27 protein-coding genes are annotated in these 26,836 nt (G+C 63.1%); 15 read left to right on the plus strand and 12 right to left on the minus strand.

Features of this window, described 5'->3' with window-relative positions:
• Positions 1–134: 134 nt before the first annotated feature.
• Genes AUJ55_04020 through AUJ55_04040 form a run of 5 tightly spaced genes read left to right on the plus strand, consistent with a single transcriptional unit; the run spans position 135 to position 3,238 of the window.
• Positions 135–497, plus strand: a complete 363-nt coding sequence (locus tag AUJ55_04020; GenBank protein OIO59079.1) for a hypothetical protein — start codon at positions 135–137, stop codon at positions 495–497.
• 3 nt (positions 498–500) lie between these two features.
• Positions 501–1,043 (plus strand): oligoribonuclease, encoded by a 543-nt coding sequence (locus AUJ55_04025; protein OIO59080.1) that lies wholly within the window; start codon positions 501–503, stop codon positions 1,041–1,043.
• A 20-nt stretch (positions 1,044–1,063) separates the two neighbouring features.
• Positions 1,064–1,570, plus strand: a complete 507-nt coding sequence (locus tag AUJ55_04030; GenBank protein OIO59081.1) for a D-beta-D-heptose 1-phosphate adenosyltransferase — start codon at positions 1,064–1,066, stop codon at positions 1,568–1,570.
• A complete protein-coding gene (locus AUJ55_04035; protein OIO59082.1) occupies positions 1,543–2,940 on the plus strand; it encodes a hypothetical protein in 1,398 nt (465 codons plus the stop codon). The genes AUJ55_04030 and AUJ55_04035 overlap by 28 nt, the downstream gene beginning before the upstream one ends.
• Positions 2,941–2,965: 25 nt before the next feature.
• Positions 2,966–3,238, plus strand: a complete 273-nt coding sequence (locus AUJ55_04040; protein OIO59083.1) for a hypothetical protein — start codon at positions 2,966–2,968, stop codon at positions 3,236–3,238.
• 61 nt (positions 3,239–3,299) lie between these two features.
• Here the strand turns inward: AUJ55_04040 and AUJ55_04045 are convergent, their stop codons facing one another.
• The 4 genes from AUJ55_04045 to AUJ55_04060 all read right to left on the minus strand — a co-directional run bounded on the left by AUJ55_04045 (position 3,300) and on the right by AUJ55_04060 (position 8,459).
• Positions 3,300–3,704 (minus strand): hypothetical protein, encoded by a 405-nt coding sequence (locus tag AUJ55_04045; protein OIO59084.1) that lies wholly within the window; start codon positions 3,702–3,704, stop codon positions 3,300–3,302.
• A 224-nt stretch (positions 3,705–3,928) separates the two neighbouring features.
• Positions 3,929–6,244, minus strand: coding sequence for a carbamoyltransferase HypF (locus tag AUJ55_04050; GenBank protein ID OIO59124.1), 2,316 nt, complete (start codon positions 6,242–6,244; stop codon positions 3,929–3,931).
• Positions 6,241–6,975 carry a hydrogenase accessory protein HypB gene (locus AUJ55_04055; GenBank protein ID OIO59125.1) on the minus strand — a complete coding sequence of 245 codons (735 nt, stop codon included), beginning with the start codon at positions 6,973–6,975 and terminating at the stop codon, positions 6,241–6,243. Before AUJ55_04055 ends, AUJ55_04050 begins: the two co-directional genes overlap by 4 nt.
• A gap of 410 nt (positions 6,976–7,385) precedes the next feature.
• The gene (locus AUJ55_04060; GenBank protein ID OIO59085.1) at positions 7,386–8,459 is read right to left on the minus strand and encodes a hypothetical protein; all 1,074 of its coding nucleotides are present in this window, start codon (positions 8,457–8,459) and stop codon (positions 7,386–7,388) included.
• A 144-nt stretch (positions 8,460–8,603) separates the two neighbouring features.
• Here AUJ55_04060 and AUJ55_04065 point away from each other — a divergent pair, with 144 nt between their 5' ends.
• The 6 genes from AUJ55_04065 to AUJ55_04090 all read left to right on the plus strand — a co-directional run bounded on the left by AUJ55_04065 (position 8,604) and on the right by AUJ55_04090 (position 15,107).
• The gene (locus AUJ55_04065; protein ID OIO59086.1) at positions 8,604–9,980 is read left to right on the plus strand and encodes an MFS transporter; all 1,377 of its coding nucleotides are present in this window, start codon (positions 8,604–8,606) and stop codon (positions 9,978–9,980) included.
• 124 nt (positions 9,981–10,104) lie between these two features.
• Positions 10,105–10,698 carry a superoxide dismutase gene (locus AUJ55_04070; protein ID OIO59087.1) on the plus strand — a complete coding sequence of 198 codons (594 nt, stop codon included), beginning with the start codon at positions 10,105–10,107 and terminating at the stop codon, positions 10,696–10,698.
• A 274-nt stretch (positions 10,699–10,972) separates the two neighbouring features.
• Positions 10,973–12,001, plus strand: coding sequence for an ADP-ribose pyrophosphatase (locus tag AUJ55_04075; protein ID OIO59088.1), 1,029 nt, complete (start codon positions 10,973–10,975; stop codon positions 11,999–12,001).
• Between the two features lie 297 nt (positions 12,002–12,298).
• Complete coding sequence (locus AUJ55_04080; GenBank protein ID OIO59126.1) at positions 12,299–13,711, plus strand: nicotinate phosphoribosyltransferase; 1,413 nt, start codon at positions 12,299–12,301, stop codon at positions 13,709–13,711.
• Between the two features lie 136 nt (positions 13,712–13,847).
• Positions 13,848–14,543: a quercetin 2,3-dioxygenase gene (locus AUJ55_04085; protein ID OIO59089.1), complete on the plus strand. Its 696-nt coding sequence runs from the start codon at positions 13,848–13,850 to the stop codon at positions 14,541–14,543.
• A 9-nt stretch (positions 14,544–14,552) separates the two neighbouring features.
• Entirely contained in the window at positions 14,553–15,107 is a 555-nt protein-coding gene (locus tag AUJ55_04090) for a hypothetical protein (GenBank protein OIO59090.1), read from the plus strand.
• Positions 15,108–15,202: 95 nt separating this feature from the next.
• Here the strand turns inward: AUJ55_04090 and AUJ55_04095 are convergent, their stop codons facing one another.
• Entirely contained in the window at positions 15,203–15,664 is a 462-nt protein-coding gene (locus AUJ55_04095; GenBank protein OIO59091.1) for a hypothetical protein, read from the minus strand.
• Positions 15,665–15,675: 11 nt separating this feature from the next.
• The gene (locus AUJ55_04100) at positions 15,676–16,710 is read right to left on the minus strand and encodes an EF-P beta-lysylation protein EpmB (protein ID OIO59127.1); all 1,035 of its coding nucleotides are present in this window, start codon (positions 16,708–16,710) and stop codon (positions 15,676–15,678) included.
• Between the two features lie 160 nt (positions 16,711–16,870).
• Here AUJ55_04100 and AUJ55_04105 point away from each other — a divergent pair, with 160 nt between their 5' ends.
• Positions 16,871–17,428, plus strand: coding sequence for an elongation factor P (locus AUJ55_04105; GenBank protein ID OIO59092.1), 558 nt, complete (start codon positions 16,871–16,873; stop codon positions 17,426–17,428).
• A gap of 73 nt (positions 17,429–17,501) precedes the next feature.
• Positions 17,502–18,464: an EF-P lysine aminoacylase GenX gene (locus tag AUJ55_04110; GenBank protein ID OIO59093.1), complete on the plus strand. Its 963-nt coding sequence runs from the start codon at positions 17,502–17,504 to the stop codon at positions 18,462–18,464.
• 40 nt (positions 18,465–18,504) lie between these two features.
• Here AUJ55_04110 and AUJ55_04115 read toward each other — a convergent pair whose 3' ends face one another.
• The 6 genes from AUJ55_04115 to AUJ55_04140 all read right to left on the minus strand — a co-directional run bounded on the left by AUJ55_04115 (position 18,505) and on the right by AUJ55_04140 (position 23,712).
• Positions 18,505–18,957, minus strand: coding sequence for a hypothetical protein (locus tag AUJ55_04115; protein OIO59094.1), 453 nt, complete (start codon positions 18,955–18,957; stop codon positions 18,505–18,507).
• 16 nt (positions 18,958–18,973) lie between these two features.
• A complete protein-coding gene (locus AUJ55_04120; GenBank protein ID OIO59095.1) occupies positions 18,974–20,086 on the minus strand; it encodes a hypothetical protein in 1,113 nt (370 codons plus the stop codon).
• A 53-nt stretch (positions 20,087–20,139) separates the two neighbouring features.
• Positions 20,140–20,919 (minus strand): hypothetical protein, encoded by a 780-nt coding sequence (locus tag AUJ55_04125; protein OIO59096.1) that lies wholly within the window; start codon positions 20,917–20,919, stop codon positions 20,140–20,142.
• Between the two features lie 92 nt (positions 20,920–21,011).
• The gene (locus tag AUJ55_04130) at positions 21,012–21,815 is read right to left on the minus strand and encodes a tryptophan synthase subunit alpha (GenBank protein ID OIO59097.1); all 804 of its coding nucleotides are present in this window, start codon (positions 21,813–21,815) and stop codon (positions 21,012–21,014) included.
• Complete coding sequence (locus AUJ55_04135) at positions 21,812–23,008, minus strand: tryptophan synthase subunit beta (protein OIO59098.1); 1,197 nt, start codon at positions 23,006–23,008, stop codon at positions 21,812–21,814. Before AUJ55_04135 ends, AUJ55_04130 begins: the two co-directional genes overlap by 4 nt.
• An 83-nt stretch (positions 23,009–23,091) precedes the next feature.
• Positions 23,092–23,712, minus strand: coding sequence for a hypothetical protein (locus AUJ55_04140; protein ID OIO59128.1), 621 nt, complete (start codon positions 23,710–23,712; stop codon positions 23,092–23,094).
• A gap of 83 nt (positions 23,713–23,795) precedes the next feature.
• On the opposite strand from AUJ55_04140, the gene AUJ55_04145 reads away from it, so the two are divergent.
• Positions 23,796–25,295, plus strand: a complete 1,500-nt coding sequence (locus AUJ55_04145; GenBank protein OIO59099.1) for a hypothetical protein — start codon at positions 23,796–23,798, stop codon at positions 25,293–25,295.
• A 51-nt stretch (positions 25,296–25,346) separates the two neighbouring features.
• Complete coding sequence (locus tag AUJ55_04150) at positions 25,347–26,828, plus strand: hypothetical protein (GenBank protein OIO59100.1); 1,482 nt, start codon at positions 25,347–25,349, stop codon at positions 26,826–26,828.
• The last annotated feature ends 8 nt before the right edge of the window (positions 26,829–26,836 follow it).

The following is a 26,836-nucleotide window of genomic DNA, read 5'->3' on the forward strand; positions in this document are numbered from 1 at the left end:
CCGGTCATGGACCGCCTGATCCCCCATTTCGTTAGCGTAATTTTCGACGCGCCCCAGCCCATTCATCGGAGGCGGAACGACCTATGGCGGATATGAAGTCACTCCCCGTTCGAACGCTCCTGACCCCTCATTTCATGTGGAAGCGGACCCGTTTTTGGACGATGGTCGGTGTTGCTGGCCTCTTTGTAGGGGTGTCGGGTGGTGCCTGTGCCGATACCGAAAACGGTGCCATGATCTTTGCCAACATCTGCTCCAGCTGTCACAGCATCGATAAAAGCAACGGTATCGGTCCCGGCCTGCAAGGGGTCATCAGTCGCGCCCCCAGCCTCGAATGGATCGACAAGTGGCTGCACGACCCCGATAAGGTGATCGAGAGCGGTGATGCGTACGCCAAAAAGCTACGGGAGGGGCGTATCATTACCATGCCGACCCTCAAGGTAATGCAGGACGCAGCCAACCGCCAAGATGTCATCGAGTACCTCAAGACTTTGAAATAATCGATGGGCAATAACCCCGACCTGTTGGTGTGGATCGACCTTGAGATGACCGGGCTCGATCCCGAGCGTCATACCATCCTCGAAATCGCCACCCTCGTGACCGATGCCGAATTGGCCCCTCTGGCGGAGGGGCCGGTTCTGGCCATCCGCCCCACCCCTCAAGAGCTGGAGGCAATGGATGGCTGGAGCCGGGAGCATCACGGCGCCTCCGGCCTATTGAATCGCTGTTTGTCCTCCCCCCACGATTTAGCTCAAGCTGAGGCACTTACCCTCACGTTCTTGAAGGAGCACGGGGTGGTCGAGGGACAATCCCCCCTGTGTGGTAACTCGATCTGGCAGGACCGTCGCTTCATCGCCCGCTACATGACCCATCTGGACCAGTTTCTTCATTACCGTTTGATCGATGTCTCCACACTGAAGGAACTGGCCAAACGTTGGTATCCCGAGCTCCAGCCCCCCGCCAAGAAAAAATCGCATCTGGCCCTTGACGACATCCGGGAATCGCTGGAGGAGCTTCGGTTTTACCGGCGCGCCATGCTGCGCTAATTCCCCCCTTGCGAGATCCAATGTTTCTCGATTCCACCCCCCCTTGGGCGCAGGCCCACCTTCGGCTTGAGGCGTGGCGTCGCACATCAAACGCCCGCGTGGTCTTCACCAACGGTTGCTTCGATATTCTTCACCCCGGCCATGTTACCTACTTGGACGAAGCTCGGGCCCTGGGCACCCACCTGGTGCTCGGCTTGAACACCGACGCATCGGTGCAGCGGCTTAAAGGGCCCAAACGGCCCATCCACACCACCATCGAGCGGGCCACCGTTCTGGCTGGCTTGCGGTCGGTCGACCTGGTCGTCCCTTTCGATCAGGACACCCCCTTGGAATTGATTCTGGCCCTGCAACCCGACGTATTGGTCAAAGGTGGCGACTGGGCGGTGGAGCAGATCTTGGGGGGCAAAGAGGTCATCGCCTGGGGAGGAGAGGTGCGCTCCCTGCCTTTTGTGGATGGCAAGTCGACCTCGGGGAGCATCGAGCGGATCATCGAGCGTTACTGCCCCAAAGCTGGAACCTCGTCGTGAAACTGGCCTTGGCGGAACTTGCCGCCCTTATCAACCCCACAGCGCTTGCAACCGACGCCGCCACCCTGGAGGCCTACGGTTTCGATGCCACCCGTACCCGGGGCGAGGTCTTGGCGGTGGTATGGCCGGCAACAACCGCAGAGGTTGCCGCCCTCGTACAATGGGCCCGCCGTTACCACACCCCGATCATCCCGCGCGGGCGGGGAACCGGCATGACCGGTGGCAGTGTGCCGATGACTCCATCTGTGGTGCTTTCTCTGGAGCGGATGACCGCCATCCACAGCCTCGACCTTTCCAATCGCTCGGTACGTGTCGAGCCGGGGGTCGTCAATGGCGACCTGCAGCAATTCCTGGCCCCCCACGGTTTCTTCTGGCCCCCAGACCCATCCTCCTCCCTCTATTGCAGCATCGGCGGCAACATTGCCGAGGGCTCGGGTGGCCCCAAGGCGGTCAAATACGGGGTCACCAAAGATTGGGTATTGGGACTGACCGCCGTGACCGGCAGCGGCGAGGTGATCCATACCGGAGCGGGGACCAGCAAGTCGGTGACCGGCTACGACCTGACCCGGCTGCTGGTGGGCTCGGAGGGGACGCTGGCCATCGTTACCGAGGCGATTCTCAAAATCGCCCCACAACCACAAACCAAGGCAACCATCCGGGCCATCTACCGGGGGGTCAAGGAGGCTGCTGAGGCGGTGGCCGCCATCATGAGCTCCCACATTACCCCATCGGCCCTTGAGTTCATCGACGCCGCCTCGTGTCGCGCCATCGAAACCTTCAATCCGGTGGGGCTTCCGGACGGAGCGGGCGGCATGTTGATGATCGAGGTAGAGGGTAGCGTCGAAGGGGTGGCAACCGAGGCTGCCGAGGTGGAACGGTTAGCGGCGGTCGAGGGGGTGATTTCGCTGCGCCGAGCCCAAAATGCCGCTGAAGCGGCCAGTTTATGGAAATCCCGCAAGGCGCTATCCCCCGCTTTACTGCGCATCAACCCCCAGAAAATCAACGAAGACATCGTGGTTCCCGTTGGTCGTCTGCCCGAGCTGGTGCAATGGCTGGAGGGGCAGTCCAAGGAACAGAACATACCCATTGCCAATTTCGGTCACGCTGGTAACGGCAACATCCACGTCAACCTGATGGTCGATCCCGCCGACACCGCCATGATGGCCCGAGCTGAGCCCCTGCTCGACACGCTGTTTCACAAGGTGATCGAAATGGGGGGGTCGCTTTCGGGAGAGCACGGCATCGGTACGATGAAATCGGCTTGGTTGGGGCTAGAGGTCGATCCCGCCACCTTGGCGACCATGCAGGGGGTGCGCAAGGTGTTCGACCCCGACGGGATTCTCAACCCCGGCAAGATCTTCCCCGCCTGATTTTTCTACGCATCTGGAATGCCCTATGAGCGACGCCCACACCCCCACCATGATCACCCTCGAAATCGAGGAGCATTACCGCCCTTTCGTCGAACTGATCGTGCAACAGATGCGGATCAACGACGACAAATACGGCCACAGCGATCCCAAACGGACCCTGCCGTACTTCATGGCAGTGTGTAACGAGCAGATGGGGAAGTTGTCGCTGGCAGCAGCCATGGGCAACCACGAAGAGGCCTTGGAACGCATCGGAAAAACCGCCGCCATTCTGGAGCCGGTCTTTAGGCGACTGAAATAAAAAACCCCGGCGCCCACATGGGCGCCGGGGTTCTCAAAAAAAACGCTCGCCTGTTTTGCGGTTATTTCTTCTTTTGCAGGTGCTCCCCGACGCGACGATCTTCGATCCCCACGTGTTTGACCAACCACTCCACCACCACTTTGTTGGTATTGCGCATCAAGGTCAGGCCGGGCCCTTTGGCTTCGAACTCTTCCTTGATCTTGGTGAACTCACCCAAAAAGGCCCGGTGAAGCTCCTGGTGCGCCGCGATGCCGGGATAAGCCGACTTCTTCATCAGCTCCTCCTCGGCCTTGAAGTGCTTGACCACATAATCGCCCAGAAAATCGATCAGATCCCCAAGCTGCTCTTTGTGGGGCATGCCACCGCTCAAATCGAAGACCTTGTTCACACGATCGAACAATTCGGCGTGCTGGTGATCGATCGCATCGACTCCAGTGGAAAGGACGCTCATCAGGTCGAGTTTCATGCAGGAGACCTCGTAGGTGTAAACAAAACCGGCCCCGTGGGTCCGGCGATACCAGTCACCCCCCGCATGGGTGAACCGATCATCAAGGACATGCAACGTCAGCGGATGTATTCGACATGCCCTGTATATCCACAGATCCATCACCCAAACGCGAACCGCTACGTCAACATGACGAGATGTTAACCCGCCCCCCGCCGCGAATCCAAGGTCAAGTATGCATTGTTTTACTGTTTCATGACTGCAATCCACACCTGACCTGCGGAGATACCCCCATCCCCACCTGGAATAATGCTGGCATTGGTTACGGATAGACCATGGAGCTCAAGTTGCATGCGCACGGCGTCGGTCAGCAGTCGATTATTCCAACACCCCCCACCCAGGATTACATCGGTCACATTTTCAGGTTTTGCGGCCTGAAGAACCCATTGAGAGATCCCTTTTGCGAGCCCTGCGTGGAATCCCACCGCCGCATCGGCCACACCCAGGCCACCCTGCTGACCCCTCAACACCCCCAGTAACAGGGGGGTGGGATCGAGCACCCCACAGGTGATGTCACAGGGTGGGAAATCCCCCGCGACCCCGTGCCGCGCCGCCCCCTCCAGCAGCATTGGTGCCTGCCCCTCGTAGCGATTGTCGACATCCCCAAGGATCAACGCCGCAGCGGCATCGAACAACCGTCCACACGAGGTGGTGGTGGCTGTTTCCTTGCCCGCCAATAGCCGCTGTACCAGGGGTTCGAGCAAGGGACGATTTGCGAAGCGCCGCTTGAGCTCGGGCAACGCCCCATCTCCCAACGCTTGGACCAGCCACGCCACCACCATCCGCCAAGGCTCCTTGGCTGCCCGATCCCCCCCCGGAAGCGCCACGGGGCGCAGATGACCGACCCGGCGCATCGATCCATCCCCATCGACCCGCAACAGCTCGCCACCCCAGGGTTGGTCATCCTCGCCCCAGCCGAAGCCGTCGAGTGCCACCCCGAGCACCGGACCCTGAAGACCCCGTTCGGCCATGACGGCGGCAATGTGGGCATGGTGATGCTGCACTCGAATCAGGGGCAAACCGTGGCGGGCAGCAAAAACCTCAGCCAGCCGGGTGGAACGAAAATCGGGATGGAGATCGCAGGCGACCCATTGGGGATGCAGGTCAAGCACATGCAGCAGGTGCGTGAGCGACTCCTCGGCAAAGGCGACGGTAGCCCCGTTGTCGAGATCGCCGATGTGCTGTGACAGGAAGATCTCGCCCCCCCGGCTGAAGGCCAAGGTGTTTTTCAGATCGCCTCCGAAGGCGACGCCGTCGCTCCCCCCCTCCAACCGCGCCACCGGTCTGGGAACGAACCCTCGCGCCCGGCGCAGAAACACCGGCGCCCGCCCCCCCAACACCACCGAGTCATCGGCCCGGATGACGATGTCGCGGTCGTGCAGCAGGGTGGCGTCAGCGATGCCGCCCAGGCGAGCCAGCGCCTCTGCGTTGCCGGTCACCAGCGGCTCCCCCCCCGGATTGGCCGAGGTCGCCACCAGCAATATTTCGCAAGGTCGCTCAAGCCAATCCCACCCGCTCGGCTCCCCCGCCAAGGCATGGAACAACAGAAAGTGAATGGGGGTATAGGGAAGCAGCGCCCCGATCCCCACCCCTCCGGGGGAGACCTGCTCCATCCACGGCTCTTGCTTGGCCGGATCGACCACCACAATGGGCCGTTCCACCCCCTCCAGCAGGGTTTGGCTGGCGGGATCGACGTTCAGCCAGCGGCGTAGCGAGGGCAGATTCAACCCCATCACCGCCAGTGGCTTGGCCTCCCGCTGTTTGCGGGCTCGAAGCCGGGCCACCGCCTCGGGGTTCAAGGCATCGACCAGCAGGTGGAAGCCCCCCAACCCCTTTACCGCCACGATCTTGCCCTGACGTAGCAAACCCGCCGCCTCAACAAAACAATCGCCCGGCAGCGGTTGTCCGGTTTCGTCGAGCAATCGAGCCATGGGACCGCATTCGGGGCAGGCGACCGGCTCGGCGTGGAAGCGGCGGTCGAGGGGATCGGTGTACTCGGCGGCGCAGGCGTGGCACAGCGGGAAGGAGGCCATGCTGGTGTTGGCCCGGTCGTAGGGGATCTGGCGGGTGATGGTGTAACGGGGGCCGCAGTGGGTGCAGGTGATCAGGGGATAAAGGTAGCGGCGATCGGTGGGATCGAAGAGCTCGCGCAGGCAATCGGGGCACAGCGCCGTGTCGATGCCGATTCGGGTTGTGACCTCGCCCCCCTGGCTCTGCCCGATGACGAACCCGGTCGCACCCACCGGCGGGATTTCACGGCGCTGGAACTGCTCGATCCGGGCGTTCTTGGGGGGCTGGGATTGCAGCCGGGTTTCGAAATCGGCCAGCCGCTCCCGCCCCCCCTCGACCTCGATCACCACCCCCCCCGCCGTATTGACCACCCAACCGGCCAGCCCCAGATCGAGCGCCAACCGATAGACGAAGGGACGAAAACCGACCCCCTGGACCTCGCCCCCCACCTGCAAACGCAGGCGGAGGGTCTCGGGCGCGGCAGTTTTCAGAGGGTCACCTTGACCCGTTCGGACTCGATCCACTCGTACCAGGCCGCCATCCCCTCGCCGCTGGTCGCCGAAACCTGAAGGACCTCTAGGCCGGGGTTGACCTTGCGCGCGTTGGCGATGGCGAGATCGACGTCGAATTGCAGGTAGGGGAGCAGATCGACCTTGTTGAGCAGCATCAGGGAGGCGGCGTGGAACATGTCGGGGTACTTGAGCGGTTTGTCCTCACCCTCGGTGACCGAGAGGATCACCACCTTGTGGTGCTCACCCAGATCGAATCCGGCGGGGCAGACCAGGTTGCCGACGTTCTCGATCATCAGCACCCCCCCGTGGGGGAGTTCAAGCTGGGGGTAGGCGCGGCCGACCATGTGGGCATCGAGATGGCACCCCTTGCCGGTGTTGACCTGCACGGCACGGGCTCCGGTGGCGCGGATGCGCTGCGCATCGTTGGCGGTCTGTTGATCCCCCTCGATCACCGCCAGGGTCAAGCGTTCGCGCAGGTCGTTCAGGGTGCGGGTGAGCAGCGTCGTTTTGCCCGAGCCGGGGCTGGAAACCAGATTGAGCGCCAGAATCTCGGCGGCCGCGAAGATCGCCCGGTTGTGGGCTGCCAAATGGTTGTTCTTGCCAAGGATGTCTTGCTCGATCTGCACCATGCGCGATTGCGTCATCCCCGGCGCATGGGCCCCCGCCGCCCCATGGCCGTAGTGGTGGTCGCCGTGGGCATCGATATGCAGTGGATCGTCGTGGTGATGGTGGTGATGTTCATGGCCATGATCGTGCGGGTGGCCATGACTGTGGTCGTGGGGATGTTCGTGGTCGTGGTGGTGCCCTTCGTCGCCGGGAGCATGATGGTGATGTTCGCTCTGGCCGTGACGGTGCTCGTGGTAGAACACTTTGCCGTCGGGGCCGACATGGGCGTGCCGCCCCTGCTCCCCCTCGATGTGAACCTCGCCTTCGCTGCAACCGCAGGTCGTACACATATCACCTCCAACCGGTAATGGATTCCCCTGCCTTCATCATCGCCACGACACTAGGGATGGCAAGGAGGGGGTGACGCCTGTTTCGAAAATGGAAGGGACCGTCAAGGAAAGCGCCGCTGGAACGGTGGATCAGCGCAGTGCATCCACCTCGTTGAGCAACAGCCCTACCCCCCCACCCGCACCACCCGGAATCCGATCAAATTGCTCACCCCCTCCTCCCCCCCGACGATCCTGGCAGCGGCGCGCAGGCTCATAGGAAAATCAAACCAAGAGCCCCCCTTGACCACCCGTCCGGCGCCCCCGACCTCCCAAGGGGTGTCGTCGCTTGGCGCACCCTTGTAGCCCCTGTGGAAGAGATCGGCGCACCACTCGGCGGCGTTGCCCGCCATGTCGTAGAGCCCCAGCGGATTGGGGGGGAAGCTGCCGACCGGCAGGGTTTGACGTGGCCCCTCGGATCCATGATTGGCCTGCCCCTCTTGCATCGCCGCTCCCCAGTAGTAGGGGGTGGTTGTCCCGCCCCGGTAGGCGTATTCCCACTGCGCTTCGCTGGGCAACCGGTAGTCGTGGCCGGTGACGTCGCTCAGCCACTGAGCGTAGGCGGTCGCCTCGACCCAACTGACGTTGACCACCGGGCGCATCCCCCGTCCCCACCCCTCGTCGGCGGGGGGGTGGCGGCCGGTTGCGGCGCAAAAAAGGTCGTATTGGGCAAAGGTGGTTTCGTGTTTCGCCATGGCAAACGGGGCGACCGTCACCGTGTGGGCGGGGGCCTCGTAACGGGTATGGCCGAGCTCGCTCTCCTGGCTGCCCATGACGAAGCGACCGCCGGGGATGGCGACCATGTCGGCCTCAATGGTCTGAATCTCGGCGGCATGCTCGCTGGCCCACCCCTGGGCCGCCTCGCGCCGGGCGCGCGCCTGTTGCTCCAACCTGGCGGTCCGCCGGGCCGAGGGCGACGTGCGGGTTGTCACGATGGTCATATTGGTTTGACCCGCCGAGATCGTCACCGTCTGCCCCCCCTCGTAGCGCCATTCCCCGTCGTCGCTCTCCCCCTCGACCACCAACTTGTGTTGCCCGGCAGACAGGGTCAGCAGGATCGGGGTTTTGCCGATGGCTCCCTGCCGCGTCCCATCGACCGACAAGGTCAACCCCTCCCGGTCACTCGCGACCTGGAGCTTGCCCTCGGAGGGGGCGCATGCGGTGAGTAGGCTTAACAGCAGCATGAAGATCCAGCTTTTCATGGTCTTCTCTCGGCTTTCATGGATTCATGAACCAGGGTTTCGGGTGGGTTCCGGGTTCGGCTTCGCCGCCCCGGAATGACGCGGCTAAATGGGTAGTTCCAGCACGATGTTAGTCAAACCGCCCGCCCCTGCTACCATCGCCCCATGACCCCACCCTCGACCCTGCAACGCTGGCTTGACGCAGCCGCCGTCTACACCGACCGGCGGGTGCTGGCGATCCTCTTTCTCGGCTTTTCCAGCGGCCTGCCGCTGGCGCTGACCGGCCAAACCCTCTCGATCTGGCTGACCGAGTCGGGGGTCGACAAGACCACCATCGGCCTCTTCGCCCTGGTCGGCATCCCCTACACCTTCAAATTCCTCTGGGCCCCCCTGATCGACCGGGTGCATCTGCCCTGGCTGACCCGTCGCCTCGGACGGCGGCGCGGCTGGTTGATCGCCACCCAGCTCACCCTGATGGGGGCGGTGGTCGGGCTGGGCGCAACATCGCCCCAGATCGACCCCTGGTGGACCGCCCTGATCGCCTTTGTCGTCGCCTTTTGCTCGGCCAGCCAAGACATCGTCATCGACGCCTACCGGGTTGAGATTCTGCGCGACGAACAGCAGGGGGCGGGGGCGGCCAATATCGTTATGGGGTATCGACTGGGGATGCTCGCCTCGGGGGCGGGGGGGCTGTATTTGGCGACCTACGTCGGCTGGATGGCGACCTACGGCGTCATGGCCGCCCTGGTGCTGATCGGTATGGCGACCGTGCTGCTCAATCCCGAGCCGAGCAAGACGGCAACCCCCGAATCGTTGGCAAGCGAGGCGCAGATCGAGGTTTGGCTGGAGGCCCGACCTCATCTGCGCGGACAAACCGCCCGCGCCTTAAGCTGGATCTACGGCGCCGTCGTCGCCCCCTTTGCCGACTTCATGAGCCGCAAGGGGTGGTGGCTGATCCTGCTCTTCATTCTGCTCTACAAATTCGGCGACGCCATTGCCGGGGTGATGAGCAACCCCTTCTACATCGAGATGGGGTTTTCGAAGATCGAAATCGCCAATATTTCGAAGGTCTTCGGGCTGTGGGCGACCATCGTCGGGGGGGTGATCGGCGGGGTGATCGTCACCCGGCTGGGGATCATGAAAAGCCTGCTGATCTGCGGCCTGTTGCAGATGGTATCGAACCTGATGTTCGTGCTGCTGGCCCAGGCAGGGCACTCGATCCCGATGCTGATCGCCACCATCGCGGTGGAAAACCTGAGCGGCGGCATGGGGACCGCCGCCTTCGTCGCCTACCTCTCGGCGCTGTGCAACGTCGCCTACACCGCCACCCAGTATGCTTTGCTTTCATCCTTCATGGCCTTCGGGCGCACGGTGCTGTCGTCCTCGGGGGGCTGGATCGCCGATCACGTCAGCTGGGTGAGCTTCTTTTTGCTCTCCACCGCTGCCGCCCTACCGGGGCTGCTTTTGTTGCTGTGGATGGCCAAGCGCTACCCGATTCACCCCCAAGCCAGGCAACCGGTCGCGGTCGATCCTTTTTCTTAAGATTGATAAGGAACGCGCCGGAGCATCGCCCGTCCCAAGAGACACCACCAGCCGCAATGGTTGGGCCAAGCGTTCCCCGGGGGATGCAGCCGGTCCCCCTGCCCGTTCCACGGAGGAGACTGTCATGGCCATTCAGCTTCCCGATCTTCCTTACGCTCCAACCGCATTGGAGCCCTACATCACGGCCCACACCCTGGGCTTCCACCACGGAAAACACCATGGCGCCTACGTCGCCAACGTCAATAAGATGATCGAAGGGACCCATCTGGCTGGCGCCAACCTCGAAACCATCATCCAACATTCCGCCGCCGATCCCGCCAAGGCGGGGCTGTTCAACAACGCCGCCCAGGTGTGGAACCACACCTTCTATTGGCGCAGCATGAAACCGGGGGGGGGCGGCCAGCCGAACGGCAAGGTGCTGGAGGCCTTGACCGGTGCCTTCGGCAGTTATGAGGGGTTTGTGGATGCTTTCAAAACTGCCGGAGCGACCCAATTTGGCAGCGGCTGGGCTTGGCTGGTCGACAAGGGGGGCAAGTTGGATGTGATGAAAACCGCCAACGCCGACACCCCCATGATCCACGGCGCCAAGGCGCTGCTCACCGTCGATGTCTGGGAGCACGCCTATTACCTCGATTACCAAAACCGCCGCCCCGATTACCTGAAGGACTTTGTCGAACGTCTGATCGACTGGGATTTCGTGGCAGGGAATTTGGGATAACGACAAGATCAAAGGCGACTCTCGGCAACTGCTCCTGCGTTGCGCTACCTCCGGCATCCATGCCGTCGACGCAAAAGCCGCGAAGGTGCTAAGAACGGCAAAAAATCGAAGCCGCGCTTGCAGGTGTTCTTGGTTTTTTTGCGGCCTCGCGGCTTTGCGTGAGCCAGATTTTGGGTTTTTTGTGCGATTGCTCTAAGCTCCGCCCCTCGCCGGATAGACCGGCGAGCTACATTCAGCGGGCCTCGTGCCCCCATGGTTCAAGGGGATTCCTGCCATGACTTGCGATTTCGACCTACTGGTTTTCGTAGGGCGGTTTCAGCCGTTCCACAACTCCCACGCCGCCATCGTCCAAACCGCCTTGACCAAGGGGCGTCAGGTGCTGGTGCTGATCGGCTCGGCCAACGCGCCCCGCTCCACCCGCAATCCGTTCACCGCCCGCGAGCGGGAGGTGATGATCCGCGAGTCCTTCCCCCTGATCGGGGAGCGGCTGGCCATCGCCCCCATCCGCGACTACCCCTACATGGACGACCTGTGGTTGCGTCAGGTGCAGGACGCGGTCAAAAGCGCCGCCCCCGATGCCCACCGCATCGGCCTGATCGGCCACCTCAAAGACGAAACCTCTTACTACCTACGGATGTTCCCGCAGTGGCAGCTGGTCGAGATGCCCAACATCGACGACCGCTCCTCCACCGAGATCCGCACCTTGCTTTTCGAGCCCCACGGCGAAGGGACGCGGATGGTGCTGCAATCGGCAGTGCCCGCCCCCTGCCTGACCTTCCTCACCGAGTTTCGCCGCCTGCCCCAGTTCGCGGCGCTGGTCGAGGAGTACCGCTTTTTGGCGGCCTATAAAAAGCAATTTGCCGACTACCCCTACCCCCCGACCTTTGTCACGGTCGACGCGGTGGTGATCCACTCGGGCCATTTGCTGGTGGTGGAGCGCAAGGCGATGCCGGGCAAGGGGATGTACGCCCTGCCAGGGGGATTTGTGGGGCAGGACGAACGGCTTCTCGACGCCGCGATTCGCGAACTCAAAGAGGAGACCCGGTTGAAGCTGCCGGCGCCGGTCCTCAAGGGGTCGATCAAGGGCAGCCGGGTCTTCGACGACCCCCACCGCAGCCAGCGGGGGCGGACGATTACCCACGCCTTCCACTTTGAATTCCCCGGCGGCCCCCTCCCCCCGGTAAAAGGGGGGGACGATGCCGCCAAGGCCAAGTGGCTGCAGCTGGCCGATTTTTATGCCCTGGACGGCGCCATGTTCGAAGACCACTGGCACATCGTGACGGCGTTTGTGGGGGGGGTTTGAGGAGGAAAAGCGGTCGCCCGCCCTTCGACAAGCTCAGGGTGCTCGGGAAAAACGGCTCCCACCACCCAAACGAAACGTTCATCTCGGGTGTAAGAGCCCGGTCCCCGGGCGACCCGCCATGCCGACATCGGCACAAAGGTGGATGCGCTGCGCTTATCCACCCTACGCCATCGCGGCGGTTTTGTAGGGTGGATAAGCGCAGCGCATCCACCACCAAGCGTTCCATTCCGGCGACCGGATAGACCGGCCGCCCTCATCCAGGGGTGTCTCACCCCTCTCATGTATGGGGATTCCATCATGAACACCTACAACCCGATCCTCGACACCGACTCCTACAAGGCCAGTCACTTCCTGCAATACCCCCCCAGCGCCCGTGGGCTGTTTGCCTACATCGAATCCCGGGGCGGGGTGCACGAGTCCACCCTGTTTTTTGGGCTGCAATACATCTTGGCCCGCTACCTTTCCACCCCGATCACCCACGCCATGATCGACGATGCGTGCGATCTGCTCACCGCCCACGGCGAGCCCTTCAATGAGGCCGGATGGCGTCTGGTGGTCGAGCGGCACGGGGGGCGGCTGCCGCTGGAGGTTCGGGCGCTGCCCGAGGGGAGCGTTGTCCCCACCGGCAACGCTTTGGTGACGGTGGAGTCGACCGATCCCGACCTTTTCTGGCTGGTCTCCTACGTCGAAACCATGCTGCTGCGGGTCTGGTACCCGATCACCGTGGCGACCCAGTCCTGGGCGATCAAGCAGGTCATCGCCCGCACCCTGGCGCAAACCAGCGACGACCCGGCAGGTCAGCTCGGCTTCAAACTCCACGATTTCGGGGCGCGGGGGGTATCGAGTTTCGAGTCGGCGGGGATCGGCGGGCTGGCCCACCTGGTCAACTTCATGGGGAGCGACACCGTCAGCGCTCTGCTCTGCGGCCGCGATTATTACGACGAGCCGCTGGCCGCCTTCTCGATTCCGGCGGCGGAGCACTCGACCGTCGTCGCCTGGGGGCGCGACGGCGAGGTCGATGCCTACCGCAACATGCTGACCCGCTTCGGTAAACCGGGGGCGCTGCTGGCCTGTGTTTCCGACAGCTACGACCTCTATGGCGCCATCGAGCACCTGTGGGGGGGAGCGCTCAAACAGCAACTGGTCGACTCGGGGGCAACGGTGGTGATCCGCCCCGACTCGGGCGATCCGGCCGAGGTGGCGCTCAAAACCACCGCCCTGCTCGACGCCGCCTTCGGCCACACGGTCAACGGCAAAGGGTTCAAGGTGCTCAACCATGTGCGGGTGATCTACGGCGACGGCATCAACGAGCGCTCGATCCGAGAGATCCTGAGCACCCTGACCGGGGCCGGATACGCTGCCGACAACATCGCCTTCGGCATGGGGGGGGCGCTGTTGCAACAGGTCGACCGCGATACCCAGCGCATGGCGATGAAGAGCTCGGCGATCTTGATGCCCGAGGGATGGCGGGAGATCTTCAAGGCCCCCATCACCGACCCCGGCAAAACCTCGAAAAAGGGGGTGCTGACCACCTGGCGGCACGAGGGGAGCGGCGCCTGGCAAACCGGTTTGCGGGGCGAATGCCCCGGCGCGGGGTGGGGAGACGCCATGCAAACGGTGTGGCGCGACGGGGCATTGCTGGTGCGGCAGAGCCTTGCCGAGATCCGGCAACGCTCTTGGATTCGCTGCCCCCCTGCCCGCTCATCCTGAGCCTGTCGACGGATGAGCCAATGATCCCTCGCCGATACCTTGGGGTGCGCCACCGGCCCCAAGGTGTCTCCCCCTGAAACCCTCGGCTTTCCTCAGCGTCGCACCTGTACCGCAGACCCACCAAAGGAGGCCCGCCATGATGCAGATCCGCCGCGCCGCCGACCGGGGTTACTTCGACCACGGCTGGCTCAAGACCCACCACACCTTCTCCTTTGCCGACTACCACGACCCCGCCCACATGGGGTTTTCCGCGCTGCGGGTCATCAACGACGACTGGATCGCCCCCCACCAGGGGTTCGGCACCCACGGCCACCGCGACATGGAGATCCTGACCTACATGGTTTCGGGGGTTCTGACCCACCGCGACAGCATGGGACACGAGCAGACGCTGGTACACGGCGAGGTGCAGCGGATGAGCGCCGGAACCGGGGTGCGCCACAGCGAAATCAACGAGGGGGATCAGCCGGTGCGGCTGCTGCAAATCTGGCTGCTGCCCGAGGAACAGGGGATCAACCCCCGCTATGGCCAGAAGCGCTTCGATCTGGAGGCGGGGCACGGCCATTTCACCCTGCTCGCCAGCCGCGATGGTGCAGAAGGGTCGCTGACGATTCATCAGGATGTGCGGGTCTACCGGGGGCTTTTGGACAGCGGGCAGGCGTTGGAACAAGCGCTCGACGTAGGGCGACGCCACTGGATTCAGATGGTTGACGGTACCGTCCACCTCAACGGCGAGCTGCTCCATCCCGGCGATGGCATCGCCCTGATCGGAGAGACATCGATGATGATCGAGGCGCAGGAGAACGCCGAGCTGTTGTGGTTCGACTTGGCGTAACTCAAGCTCATGCCGACATCCCTCATCCCCCTCCACAACCTCCACCCCGACCTGCTCTTCGAGCTGCGTTATGCCACGGCCGACAATTTCACCGGCCAGGCGCTCTACCCCCTCCCCTTGTGCCTGCTGCGCCGTCCGGTAGCCAAGAAGTTGGTGCAGGTGCAAATCGACCTCGCCCCTCGGGGTTTGCGGCTGAAAATCTTCGACGCCTACCGCCCCTTGTCGGTGCAGCGCCTGCTCTGGGCCCACACCCCCGACCCCCACTACATCGCGCCACCTTCAGAGGGGTCGCGCCACAACCGGGGGGCGGCGGTCGATCTAACCTTGGTCGATGCGGCGGGGAGGGAATTGCCGATGGGGACCGCCTACGACGACTTTACGCAGCAGGCCCACCGCACCTGCCGGGATCTGCCCAACGAGGTGCTGCGCGCCCGCGATCTGCTGGAGGGGGCGATGCAACGTAGAGGATTTGTGGGAATGCCGACCGAGTGGTGGCACTTCGACGACACCGATTGGCAAAGCTACCCGGTGTTGGATGTCGGATTGGAGGAGGTGGCGCTGTAGCGCCAATTCCGGCGAGGGTAAGGGGCAAACGACCGCCCTTCCGGCGAGCCCTTGCCATCGCGTTGAAATACCCCCTCCCCCACCTCTACCGTCTGCTAAGGCTTGGTTAGACGGGCGAGCAGGCGGTCCAGGGCGTTGGCGAAGTTCTGTTTGTCGGCGTTGCCGAACGCCGAGGGGCCACCCCCCTCCATCATGCCGCTGTCGCGCATTTGGGCCATAAAATCGCGCAGCGACAGCCGTTCGCGCACGTTGTTCGCGTCGAGCAGATCCCCCCTCGGATCGAGCACCCACCCCCCCCTTTCAACCACACGCGCCGCCAGGGGAATGTCGGCGGTGATGACCAGATCGCCCGCCTGGCAATGTTCGGCGATGTGATCGTCGGCTGCGTCGGGGCCGCCATTGACCCGCACCGAGCGATGCAGGGGGGAATCGGGGGTGGCGGGGGGGCGGTTGGCGACCGCGACGGTGGGAATCTGCACGCGCTGCGCCGCCCGATAGAGGATTTCGCGGATTGGACGGGGACAGGCGTCGGCATCGATCCAAATGGTTGGGGCCATCGGGGGGATTCCTATCGGTTGTGAGGGGTTGAACCGGAGGAGACCGTCTCAACCGGCACCTTAAACGGCGCCCCGGTTACCTCTCGCACCAACCTGGGCACCCCGTAGCCGGGCAGTTGGCTCCGCATCGCCTCCAGCAGCGCTTGGGCTTGCTCCTCAGCCACCTCAAAATGGGCCGCCCCCGCCACCCGGTCGAGCAGGTGCAGGTAGTAGGGGGCGATGCGGTGGTCGAGCAGGATTTCGCTGAGCGCCACCTGAGTCTCCACCTCGTCGTTGATCCCCTTGAGCAGCACAGCTTGGTTGAGCAGGGCCGCCCCGGCATCGGCGATGGCGCCCAGGGCGCGCAAGGTGGGGGGATCGAGCTCTTGGGGGTGGTTGATGTGCAGCACCACCCAGTGGCGCAGCCGCCCACCATGCAGCAGATCGAGCCACCCCTCGGTGACCCGCTCGGGAATCACCACCGGGGTGCGGGTATGCCAGCGGATGCGGGTGAGGTGGGGAATCGCCTCCAGCCGGGCGAGCAGGTCGGCCAGGGTGGCGTCGGGGAGCAGCAAGGGATCGCCGCCCGAGAGGATCACCTCCCGAATGTCGGGATTGGCGGCAATCCAAGCAATCCCCTGGCTGGCACCGGACGACAACCCCGCATCGGCCTGATAGGGGTAGTGGCGCCGAAAGCAGTAGCGGCAATGGATGGCGCAGGCCCCCGTAACAACCAACAACGCCCGGCCCCGGTATTTGCTCAGCACCCCCGGCGCCTTGCGGGCCGCTTCATCTCCCACCGGATCGAGGGCAAACCCCGCCCCCCCCGGCAACAACTCCTCTTGGCGGGCCAACACCTGAAGAAGCAAGGGATCGCTCGGATCGCCACGGCGCATCCGCGCCGCAAATGGGCGCGGTACCCGCAGCGGAAATCCGCCTGTCGATTCAAGAGCGTTTTGCACCAGAGGGTGGTCTGGAGCGAAACCGAGGTGGGCCAGCAGCGTGTGGGCGTTGGTGAAGGACTCACGCAGAACGCTTTGCCAAGATGCCTGCTCGGCCTTGAGGATTCGAAGGGACAAAAAAACTCCGAACTGATTGGCGAATATGGGTTTTTATCGTTGAAGAGCCGATCCGAACTTGCACCGACCGGGTTGGGCCGTTAGATTCCCGCCTCTTTTTTCAAGGGCGCCGCATGGTAGCCCAAACCGATTGTTCAGGTGACGGACGATGTTCAACCTCAACGAACTCAACGTGGGCCGCAAGGTAGAGGTCGATGACCTGCCTTGGGTCATTGTGGATGCCGATTTCGTCAAACCCGGCAAGGGCCAGGCCTTTACCAAATACAAGATCAAGAGTCTGATCGACGGTCGCGTGATTGAGCGGACCTGCAAATCGGGCGATATGGTCAAAAAAGCCGACGTCATGGATTCTGAAATGCAGTACCTCTATGCAGACGGCGACTTCTACCATTTCATGGATCCCGACTCCTACGAGCAGGTCGCCCTGGGCGACAAACAGGTGGGCGACACCAAGCTCTGGCTCAAGGAGCAGGAGACCTACCTGGTTACCATGTGGAACGGCAAGGCGATCTCGGTCGATCCCCCCTCCTCGGTGGTTTTGACCATCACCCAGTGCGATCCCGGCATTCGGGGCGACACCGTCTCGGGGGCAACCAAACCCGCCACCCTGGAGACCGGCGCCGTGGTCAAGGTCCCCCTGTTTGTGGAGGAGGGCGACTCGATCAAGGTCAACACCAAGACCGGGGAATACGTCTCCCGGGCTTGATCGGTTGAACCGGATTTGATGCAAAAAGGGCGCGGATTTCCGCGCCCTTTTTGTTGGCTCTGCTGGAGGAGCAATGATCGACTGGCACCCCACCGCCCCGTTGAACCACCTGCGTCTGCGCGCCGATGTCCTGGCACGTACCCGCCGCTTTTTTGTCGAGGCGGGGGTGCTGGAGGTCGAAACCCCCATCCTCTCCCCTGCCAGCGGCACCGATCCCCACTTGAGCCCCTTTGTCACCCGCTTCGAGCCCGAAGGGGGCGGGGCGGCGACCACCCTGTACCTGCACACCTCCCCCGAGCTGTACATGAAGCGGCTGCTGGCCGCCGGGAGCGGGCCAATTGTTCAAATCGGCAAAGTTTTTCGCAACGGCGAGGCAGGCAGCCGCCACAACCCCGAATTCACTATGGTGGAGTGGTACCGCCCCGGTTGGAATTTACTGGCGCTCATCAACGAGGTCGGCGCCCTGCTGCAAACCCTGCTCAATTGCCCCCCCATCACCACACTGACCTTTCAACAGGCTTTTGTGGCGCACGCAGGGGTCGATCCATTGGCGGCCGATCTCGCCACTTTGGCCGAGGCGACCCACCGTCTGCATCTCGATCCCCCGGAGGGGCTCGACCGCGATGGCTTGATCGACTTTCTGCTCTGCTTTGCCGTCGAGCCCCATCTGGGCCATGAGCATCCGGTTGCCCTAACCGCTTGGCCGGTCAGCCATGCGGCGCTGGCGCAGGTCAGCCCAAACGACCCCCGCACGGCGGAGAGGTTCGAGGTGTTTTATCAGGGGATAGAGCTGGCCAACGGCTTCAACGAGCTGTGCGACGCGGCCGAGCAGCGGCGTCGCTTCGAGGAAGACAACCGGTTACGCAAGCAGATGGAAAAACCGGCGTTGCCGCTCGACGAGCGGTTTTTGGGTGCGCTGGAGGCGGGAATGCCGCAGGGGTGCGGAGTGGCGTTGGGATTCGACCGGGTGGTGATGTTGGCGGCGGGGGCCAGTCGGATCGAAGAGGTGATGGGGTTCGGCTGGCGAGGGGTGTAAAGCAACGATCAAAGTGGCTCGCGCTCTTTGGTTTTCACGCCTAAATCGCCCGCCGCAGCACCACTGTTTTGTCGCTCACCAACAGCTGAAAATCGGCGTTGCCCCGGATTGCCTCGGGGACATCCTCCACCTCGACCTGGGCAAACCCGTGGCGCGCGAAGAAGGGGGCACCGATGGTCGAGACGATGAAGACGTCGGCCAACCCCTTTTGTTCGGCCAAGCGGATGATGTTCAGCAGCAAACGACGCCCCAGACCGCTCCCCTGTTGCTCCGGCTCGACCGCCAAGGAACGGATCAGGCCGTGATCCCCGTAGACCTCAAGCCCCACCATCCCCACCACCCGATCCTTCATGCGGGCGATCAGGTTCGATTCGTAATGCTGTTTGATGCCAATGGTCGGCAAACCCACCGCTTCGAGCAGTGACTGCACCTTGGGCACGTCGTGCAGCGGCAGGCGGACGATGTGGGGCTTGGCGGAAAGGGCCTCGAACATGGCGGACTCGGCGGGGTTAGATGGGGCAGGAAGAGACAACCGCTTCAGCGGATTCGACAACGCTGGGTTCTTCGCTGGGGGGCAAACTTAGTCGCCGCGTCGCCTCGCGTCCCAGCGCCTCCCAGCGCCAACCCTGCAACAACCGGGGGGCGGGGGCCCCTTCGACCAGATGGCGAGCCCAACTCAGGGCATCGCGGGAGGAGGCGATCAGCGACAGGGGCAGCTCAAGTTCTTCGGCCAGCACCCGCAAACACTTCCAGATGCGGTTGTGCTCGGCTGCGACTGCTGCGGTGGGTTTTCCGGCCACCATCAGCGCCCCGTCGGGGGGGATGGTTTCGAGCAGCGCCATGACCACGTCGCGGTACCGCCCCTTGGGCAGCACCGGCTCGTCGCGGCTGGCGCCGGTCAAAGCGGGATCGGCCAACACATGGCTGCGGGGACGATTCTTGCGTTGGGCGATCTCTTCGCGCCATACCAGCAGCGCCCGAGCCCGGAACCGTTCCTTGGGTTTGAGCCAGACCCCCGGTTTGAACCGTTGCAACAGGGTATCGCCATCGATCTGAAAGGGGGTTTTGTCGAGCAGACGCTCCCGAGAGGCGGCCACCACCCAGGGCCAACGAGCCTCCCCCACCTTGTCGCGCAGCAAATACCCGACCTCGACCAACTGGCGCACATCGGCTCGGGCATATTCGAGTTGCACGTCGCTCAAGGGGCGCTGGGTCCAGTCGCTGCGTGTCGCCTCGGGGGGAAGGGTGGTATCGAGCAGGGTCTCGAACATCTTGGCCGCCCCGATCTGCTCCCCCATCCCGGCAAAGGCGGCGGCAACCTGGGTATCGATTACTTGGGCGGGCAAGCGGCCACAAAGCAGGTGCAGGATCTCCATGTCTTGGCTGCCCGAGTGGATCCAAAAGGTGCGTTCCTCAGCGGCCAACGCATCGCAGAAGGGGGACCAATCGGTCAGTTCGAGGGGATCGACCAGATAGACCTGCCCGGCAATATCGGCCAATTGCACCAGTCCGGGGGTGGGGAAATAGGTCCGCTCGCGCACGAACTCGGTGTCGAGGGCAATGGCTTCCCCCTGAAGGGACAACAACGCCTCACGCAGCGCCTGGGGATCAGCAATCCACATCGGGCGCTCCCCGATCAACGGCGCAGGTCCAACCCATAGGATTCTTCACGCGATCAAAGTACGAGGGTTTCGCCCTGACGCAACGGGCGAACGTTCGGCAAATCGAGGGCATAGACCTCTTCGAGCAGGGTATCGAGGGTTTCGGGCTTCATGTGGGTGAGGTAGACCGGCACATCTTTGCTGAGCTTGCGCACCTCGTCGGCCATGGTCTCGGGGGTGTGGTGACCGCTGATGAGGGCCAGCTTACGGTACCGATTGGGGAAAGATGTATCGATGATGACCCCCTTGAGGTTGGGCAGCTTGTTGGCCGCCTCCCACAACGGATCGGTCGGTCCCGAGTCGGCGGTGAAGACCAGCTGCGCATTGCCATCGTCGAGAATCACCCCAGTGGTCGGCACCGGGTGATTCACCGGAACGGGGATGAGCCGGACGCTGCCGAAATCGTGGGGCTGCAAGATCGGAACCGGATGGAGTTTGAGGATGCCGGTTTCAAGGGTGGGGATCTTGGTGAAATCGGGCCAAATCCGGTCGTTGAGGAAGTCTTGTTTGAGCACGTCGATCACCCACTGCGAACCGTAGAGGTCGAAGTGGGGGTAGGAATTGGAGGCCACCAAGTTCTTGAGCGAGCGGTTGTCGGCCAAGAAGGCGATGTCTTTGATGTGATCGAGGTGGGTATGGGTGATGAAAATACTGCGGATGCCGTGCTGTTCCTCCAGCGTCAAGGTGGAGGTGGCGGCACCGCAATCGATCAACAGCTCACCGTCGACCAATAAAGAGGTCAACGAGAAGCCGGCAAGTTGCCCGCCATAGCAGCCGAGAATCCGAACTTTCATGAAGGCTTTCTCCCATACCCACGGCAACGGATGGTCGCAAATCCCAAATATTTGAGGAGACAAGCCTCAGCAACCACCTGCCCTCGTACAACTTAATGAGGATCGAGTGCCCGGCGCAACGACCGAACAAACTCGGCCACATCCTCGGCGATCTTATCCCGTTGTTCCAGCCCCTCTTCGATTTTTCGCACAACGGCCGATCCGACGATAACCGCGTCGGCAAAAGCGGCGATCTCGCGAACTTGTTCGGGGGAGCTGATCCCAAAACCAACGCCGATCGGTTGCTGGATGAATCGGCGGGCCTGTTCTAGATGGGCGCGCAAAGCATCCGAATGCGCCCGCTTTACACCCGTGACTCCGGTCACACTCACGAAATAGACGAACCCTTTTCCCTGCTGCCCCAGCGCCACAAGTCGGTTTTCTGTGCTGGTGGGGGCGGCCAAAAGGATGGGATCGAGCCCGTTTTCGGCCATTTGAGGGGCAAAGCTGTCCATCTCTTCGACTGGAACGTCCACCAGCAGCAGACCGTCGACCCCAGCCTCGGCCGCCTCGCGGCAGAACCGGGCGGTGCCGTAGACCTCCACCGGATTGGCGTAGGTCATGATGACGATGGGGGTCTGGTGCCGAGTGCGAAAATCGCGCACCAGACCCAGAAGATCCTCGGCCCGGGTTCCGGCCCGCAGCGCCCGCTCGCTGGCGGCCTGAATCACCGGACCGTCTGCCATCGGGTCTGAAAACGGCAGCCCCAGCTCAATGATGTCGGCCCCTGCCCCGGGAAGCGCCTCTAAAATGGCGCGACTGGTGGCGATGTCGGGATCGCCGCAGGTGATAAAGGGGATCAAGGCGGCCCGACCCTCCTTTTTGAGGGCCTCAAAAACGGTGGCGATGCGGCTCATGACACCACCCCCGGAGTCAGATGGGCGGCCACGGTATGGGTATCTTTATCGCCCCGTCCCGACAGATTCACCAAAATGATTTGATCCTGATCCATCTCGACCGCAGCCTTCAGGGCGTGGGCGATGGCGTGGCTCGACTCCAGCGCCGGAATGATTCCCTCAAGTTTGCAGCACCGTTGAAAAGCATCGAGCGCCTCCTCGTCGGTGATGGTGGCGGTCTCCATCCGCCCCGTTTCTTTCCAGTAGGCGTGCTCCGGTCCGACACCGGGGTAGTCGAGCCCCGCCGAAATCGAATGGGTGTGCAAAATTTGGCCGTGGTCGTCTTGCAGCAGATAGGTGCGGTTGCCGTGCAAAATGCCGACGCTGCCCCCGGTCAAAGAGGCCGAGTGCAGTCCGGTCGCCAATCCGTGCCCCGCCGCCTCGACCCCGACCATCCGCACCGGATCGTCGACGAAGGGATGAAAAAGGCCGGCGGCGTTGGAGCCGCCACCGATGCAGGCGATCAGCAGGTCGGGCAGTCGCCCTGCCATCTCTTGAATTTGCGCCCGTGCCTCGACCCCGATGATGCGCTGGAAGTCGCGCACCATGGCGGGATAGGGGTGGGGACCGGCGACGGTGCCGATAATGTAGAAGGTATGCTCGACGTTGCTCACCCAATCGCGCAGCGCCTCGTTGAGGGCATCTTTCAGGGTGCGGCTACCGGCGGTCACCGGATGGACCTTGGCCCCGAGCAGCTCCATGCGAAAGACGTTGAGCGCCTGACGCTCCATGTCTTCCTCTCCCATGTAGACCTCGCAGTTCAGGCCGAAACGGGCTGCCACGGTCGCCGAAGCGACCCCGTGCTGACCGGCTCCGGTCTCGGCGATCACCCGCTTTTTGCCCATCCGCTTGGCGAGCAGCGCCTGCCCCACGGTGTTGTTGATCTTGTGGGCGCCGGTGTGGTTGAGGTCTTCGCGCTTGAAGAAGATGCGGGCACCGCCGATGGCGTCGCTCAACCGCTGCGCGTAATAGACCGGTGAGGGGCGACCGACGAAGTGTTTGAGGTAGTAATCGAGCTCCCGCATGAATTCGGGATCGGTACTCGACGCCTTCCAGGCCTGTTCCAGCTCGGCCAACGCCGCCATCAGGGTTTCGGCCACGAAACGGCCACCGAAGCGACCGAAATGGCCGCGTTCGTCCGGTTGTTGGTACATCGTCTCGACTCCGGGGTCATGCGCCGCCTCAAGCGACGTCGGTTTTGAATTCGAACCCTTGCGAACCGGTGGTTCGCAGGGGGTCAGCGCGGTCCCACCGCTTTGGCTGCACGGATAAACTGCTCGACTTTATTGCGGTTTTTGATGCCAGGGGCATCCTCGACGCCGCTGGAGACGTCGACAGCGAAGGGGTGGGCCGTGGCAATCGCCTCGGCCACATTGCCGGGATCCAACCCCCCGGCCAGGATAGCGGGACGGCGATGGATCTCGTTGCCCAGCCACTTCCAGTTGAATTGTTTGCCGGTCCCCCCCGCCCTATTGGGTACATAGGCGTCGAACAAATAGGCGTGGGCGGGATAACGCTGAGCGCGGCGGATTGCATCGGGGGTATCAACCCGAAAGGCCTTGATGACGGGACGCGTCAGGCTGATTGCCATGCTGGGGGGCTCACTGCCGTGGAGCTGAATGGCATCGAGCTGGAGTTCTTTGGCGAGCGCCTCGATCTCTTCGGCCGTCTGGTCGACAAAGAGCCCCACCGCAGAAACAAAAGGGGGAATAGCCTCGCGCAACGTCATCGCCTTGAGCGGCGAGACATAACGGGGACTATCGGGGGTGAAAACCAATCCAATGGCATCGGCACCTACTTCCACCGCCGCCTGAATGTCGCGCACCCGTGTGAGACCACAAATCTTGACCCTGACCATGGGGCGAAGCATAAACGATCCGGAGAACCGGAACAGCACCCCCACGCCGATTTTCCCCGGCTTTTTCCCATTGCGGAGCCGCCTTGAATTCCAGCATCCCCCGCTACGGCAACTGGCGACTTCCTCCCGCGATTTGGCGTCTGGGCCTCGTATTGACCCTTCTGGGTCTGGCGACATTGGTAGGCCATCTGCTGTACGACGACCACACCCAGCGTCAAATCGCCCAAAAGGTTTTGCTTGAGGAGGCCCAAACCGTGGCCCCCCTGCTGGCCAAGCCCCATACCCTCCCCCTGGAGCCACTGGGACAAACCCTCTCTTTGTCGCCGGAAAACCCAGTGGTGGTTATTGCCCGGATTGAACTGTGGGATATGGCCGGACAAGCCCTATTGTGGACCAAGACCCGGGCGGGAACCGGCAATCTCAATGGCCTGCCCGGCGCACCCGGGGCGATCGCCCAGCCCCACATCCAAGAACACGAAAAACAGTGGTTTATCGCCACCGTTCCGATCCCCAACCAAAAGGGGCTGTTGCGACTGATCGGCCATCGCCCTGCGGGGACAACCTGGCTTCCCTCGCTGACGGTCGCGATGACGAGTTTTGTTGTATTTCCCCTGAGTTGGTGGTCCATCGCCTGGATGTTCAACCGGCAGCGGCTGCGTGATGAAATGGCGGTGGCCGCCCTGCTCGAATCGCTGACCGGAGCCAGCGCCCCGGAACGTAACGGCCAACACAGGATCGGCACCCTGATTCGCAAACTGCGCTTGCGCATTCGCCACATCGCCCACCGCCTCGACATTCAACAGGCGGCCCTGACCCTCTACCGTGCCGGCCCTATCCCCGAACGGGCCATTGCCCAGGCGCTGGAGCCCTTTCTTGCCGCCGGGAGGGGGCATCAAGCGCTGGTCACCGGAGGGGCATTGTTGCTTGCGGGTCACGACGAGATCCCCACCCTGCGAGTCGCCTGGTCGAGCGATTCCCACCTGCACAGCGAAACCCCCATCCCCCTACTCGACATGTCCCCACTGGAGGCGGTGCAGCAGTACGAGCCGCTGCAAGATCCCGACCGGGGCCAGTTGATTCTGTCCATTCCCCTATCGGGGAAAGAGGCGCCCGCCGGATTTTTGGTGCTGTTCGGGCACGACCTACTAGGGACGGTGGAGGATGAATGGCGCCGGTTTGCCCAGGATCTGGGGGTGGTGGTACAGCGCTGGGAGACGCTTTGCCAACAAAAAACCCTGCAGGGGTATGTTCAGGAGCTCTTCCGATACAGCGAACACCCCGCTTTTTTACTTGAGGAACGAGGACGGATTCTCGACCTGAATCGGGCCGCCGAACGGTTTTTGCAGCGCGGTCGACTCGAAACCGCCGGAAATCCACTTTTTAAGGTATTGCCTGAGGCGGCTCAGGAGCCCGCCTCCCAGGTGATCCGACTGTTGCAGATGCAGCGCCGGGTCGAACCGCGCCCTCTTACGGAACAGGGGACAACCCCCTGGATGGTCTCGGGGGAGCGGATCGAGGGGAGCGAGCCCCTTTTGCTAGTGAAGCTGCACCCGCGTCATACTTGGGCGAACCAACCGCCATGAAAGGCCGTGTTTCATTGACCCCATCTCCCCCCCTGCCTATCCTCCCGCCCCATGTCCAACCACCTTCATCCCCAAGATTTTGACCGTTTCCAGCAGCTGGCCGCCCAACATGCCGCCATCCCGGTGGCACGCACGATCAGCGCCGATCTGGATACCCCGGTCACCGCCTTCCATAAGGTCGCCTTCGGACGGCCCCATGCCTTCCTGCTCGAAAGTGTCGAGGGTGGGGAGCAATGGGGTCGGTACTCCTTTTTGGGGGCCGATTTTCGGGGCCGAATTCGGCTGTCGGGCGACAGCCTGACCCTGATTGCCCCCGACGGCGCCTCGACCACCCTTGACGGCGGGCTGGATTCCTTCCGCAAACTGGTCTTCGAAGAGATCGCCCCCCTACCCGACGCCCCCCGATTCTACGGCGGCGCGGTCGGGGTGATCGGCTACGACTGGGTGCGGCAGATCGAGAACATCGGCAACCGCCACACCGCTCCCGACGGCTGGGACGACATGGAGTTCTTGCTCACCGACACGGTGGTCATCTTCGACAACCTCAAGGGCAAGATGCAGGTGGTGACCGTGGCCCGCCCCGAACGGGAGGGGGGGGCCGAAGCCGCTTTTGCCGCAGCCCAGGGGCGGATCGCCGCCGTGGTCGCCCGTCTCAAAGGGGCTTTACCGCCCCTACCGGCGGCCAGTGGCCACCCCCCCGAATTCATCGTCGATACCTCCCCCGAGGCCTTTGCCGCCAATGTGGCGCGGGCGAGGGAGTACATCGCCGCCGGGGACATCATGCAGGTGGTGCTGTCGCGCCGTTGGAGCGCCCCCTTCGAGGAGGATCCCCTCAATCTGTACCGGGCGATCCGGGCGCTGAATCCCAGCCCCTACATGTATTTGATTCGCCTGAATGATCGGGCGGTGGTCGGCTCCAGCCCTGAAATCCTGGTGCGTATCGAGGATGGGGAAGCGGTGGTCCGCCCCATTGCCGGAACCCGGCGCCGGGGCCGTACCCCCGCCGACGACGCGGCGATGGAACTTGAACTGCTGGCCGATCCCAAGGAACGGGCCGAACACCTGATGCTGCTCGATCTGGGCCGCAACGATCTGGGGCGCATCGCCGCCACCGGCACGGTGCGGGTGCGCGAACAGATGGTGATCGAGCGGTATTCGCATGTGATGCACATGGTCAGCGACGTGGTTGCCATCCCCGATCCCGAGGTCGACGCCTTCGATATTCTCAAGGCGACCTTCCCGGCCGGAACGGTCAGCGGCGCCCCCAAAATCAGGGCGATGCAGATCATTGAAGAGCTGGAGGTCAACCGCCGCGGCCCCTACGCCGGAGCGGTCGGCTACATCGGGGCGAACGGCAACCTCGATACCGCGATCACCATCCGCACCGCCATCGTCGAACCGGGGGTGGTGCATATTCAGGCTGGCGCCGGTCTGGTCGCCGATTCTGTGCCGGAACTCGAAGAGCTCGAAACCCGCAACAAAGCCGCCGCAATGATGGCGGCGGTGCGCCAAGCGGCTCAGGGCTTGCCCTAAAAAGCCGC

This window comes from Proteobacteria bacterium CG1_02_64_396 (genome assembly GCA_001872725.1).
Lineage (GTDB): Bacteria > Pseudomonadota > MNWR01 > CG1-02-64-396 > CG1-02-64-396 > CG1-02-64-396.

Coding starts and splice junctions, on each gene's coding strand:
- AUJ55_04130 (OIO59097.1), bottom strand. CDS start 21,815: ATGAGCCGCATCGCCACCGTTTTTGAGGCCCTCAAAAAGGAGGGTCGG.
- AUJ55_04095 (OIO59091.1), bottom strand. CDS start 15,664: ATGGCCCCAACCATTTGGATCGATGCCGACGCCTGTCCCCGTCCAATC.
- AUJ55_04080 (OIO59126.1), top strand. CDS start 12,299: ATGAACACCTACAACCCGATCCTCGACACCGACTCCTACAAGGCCAGT.
- AUJ55_04125 (OIO59096.1), bottom strand. CDS start 20,919: ATGAAAGTTCGGATTCTCGGCTGCTATGGCGGGCAACTTGCCGGCTTC.
- AUJ55_04110 (OIO59093.1), top strand. CDS start 17,502: ATGATCGACTGGCACCCCACCGCCCCGTTGAACCACCTGCGTCTGCGC.
- AUJ55_04065 (OIO59086.1), top strand. CDS start 8,604: ATGACCCCACCCTCGACCCTGCAACGCTGGCTTGACGCAGCCGCCGTC.
- AUJ55_04115 (OIO59094.1), bottom strand. CDS start 18,957: ATGTTCGAGGCCCTTTCCGCCAAGCCCCACATCGTCCGCCTGCCGCTG.
- AUJ55_04045 (OIO59084.1), bottom strand. CDS start 3,704: ATGAAACTCGACCTGATGAGCGTCCTTTCCACTGGAGTCGATGCGATC.
- AUJ55_04135 (OIO59098.1), bottom strand. CDS start 23,008: ATGTACCAACAACCGGACGAACGCGGCCATTTCGGTCGCTTCGGTGGC.
- AUJ55_04120 (OIO59095.1), bottom strand. CDS start 20,086: ATGTGGATTGCTGATCCCCAGGCGCTGCGTGAGGCGTTGTTGTCCCTT.
- AUJ55_04060 (OIO59085.1), bottom strand. CDS start 8,459: ATGAAAAGCTGGATCTTCATGCTGCTGTTAAGCCTACTCACCGCATGC.
- AUJ55_04040 (OIO59083.1), top strand. CDS start 2,966: ATGAGCGACGCCCACACCCCCACCATGATCACCCTCGAAATCGAGGAG.
- AUJ55_04150 (OIO59100.1), top strand. CDS start 25,347: ATGTCCAACCACCTTCATCCCCAAGATTTTGACCGTTTCCAGCAGCTG.
- AUJ55_04070 (OIO59087.1), top strand. CDS start 10,105: ATGGCCATTCAGCTTCCCGATCTTCCTTACGCTCCAACCGCATTGGAG.
- AUJ55_04075 (OIO59088.1), top strand. CDS start 10,973: ATGACTTGCGATTTCGACCTACTGGTTTTCGTAGGGCGGTTTCAGCCG.
- AUJ55_04030 (OIO59081.1), top strand. CDS start 1,064: ATGTTTCTCGATTCCACCCCCCCTTGGGCGCAGGCCCACCTTCGGCTT.
- AUJ55_04020 (OIO59079.1), top strand. CDS start 135: ATGTGGAAGCGGACCCGTTTTTGGACGATGGTCGGTGTTGCTGGCCTC.
- AUJ55_04085 (OIO59089.1), top strand. CDS start 13,848: ATGATGCAGATCCGCCGCGCCGCCGACCGGGGTTACTTCGACCACGGC.
- AUJ55_04090 (OIO59090.1), top strand. CDS start 14,553: ATGCCGACATCCCTCATCCCCCTCCACAACCTCCACCCCGACCTGCTC.
- AUJ55_04105 (OIO59092.1), top strand. CDS start 16,871: ATGTTCAACCTCAACGAACTCAACGTGGGCCGCAAGGTAGAGGTCGAT.
- AUJ55_04140 (OIO59128.1), bottom strand. CDS start 23,712: ATGGTCAGGGTCAAGATTTGTGGTCTCACACGGGTGCGCGACATTCAG.
- AUJ55_04025 (OIO59080.1), top strand. CDS start 501: ATGGGCAATAACCCCGACCTGTTGGTGTGGATCGACCTTGAGATGACC.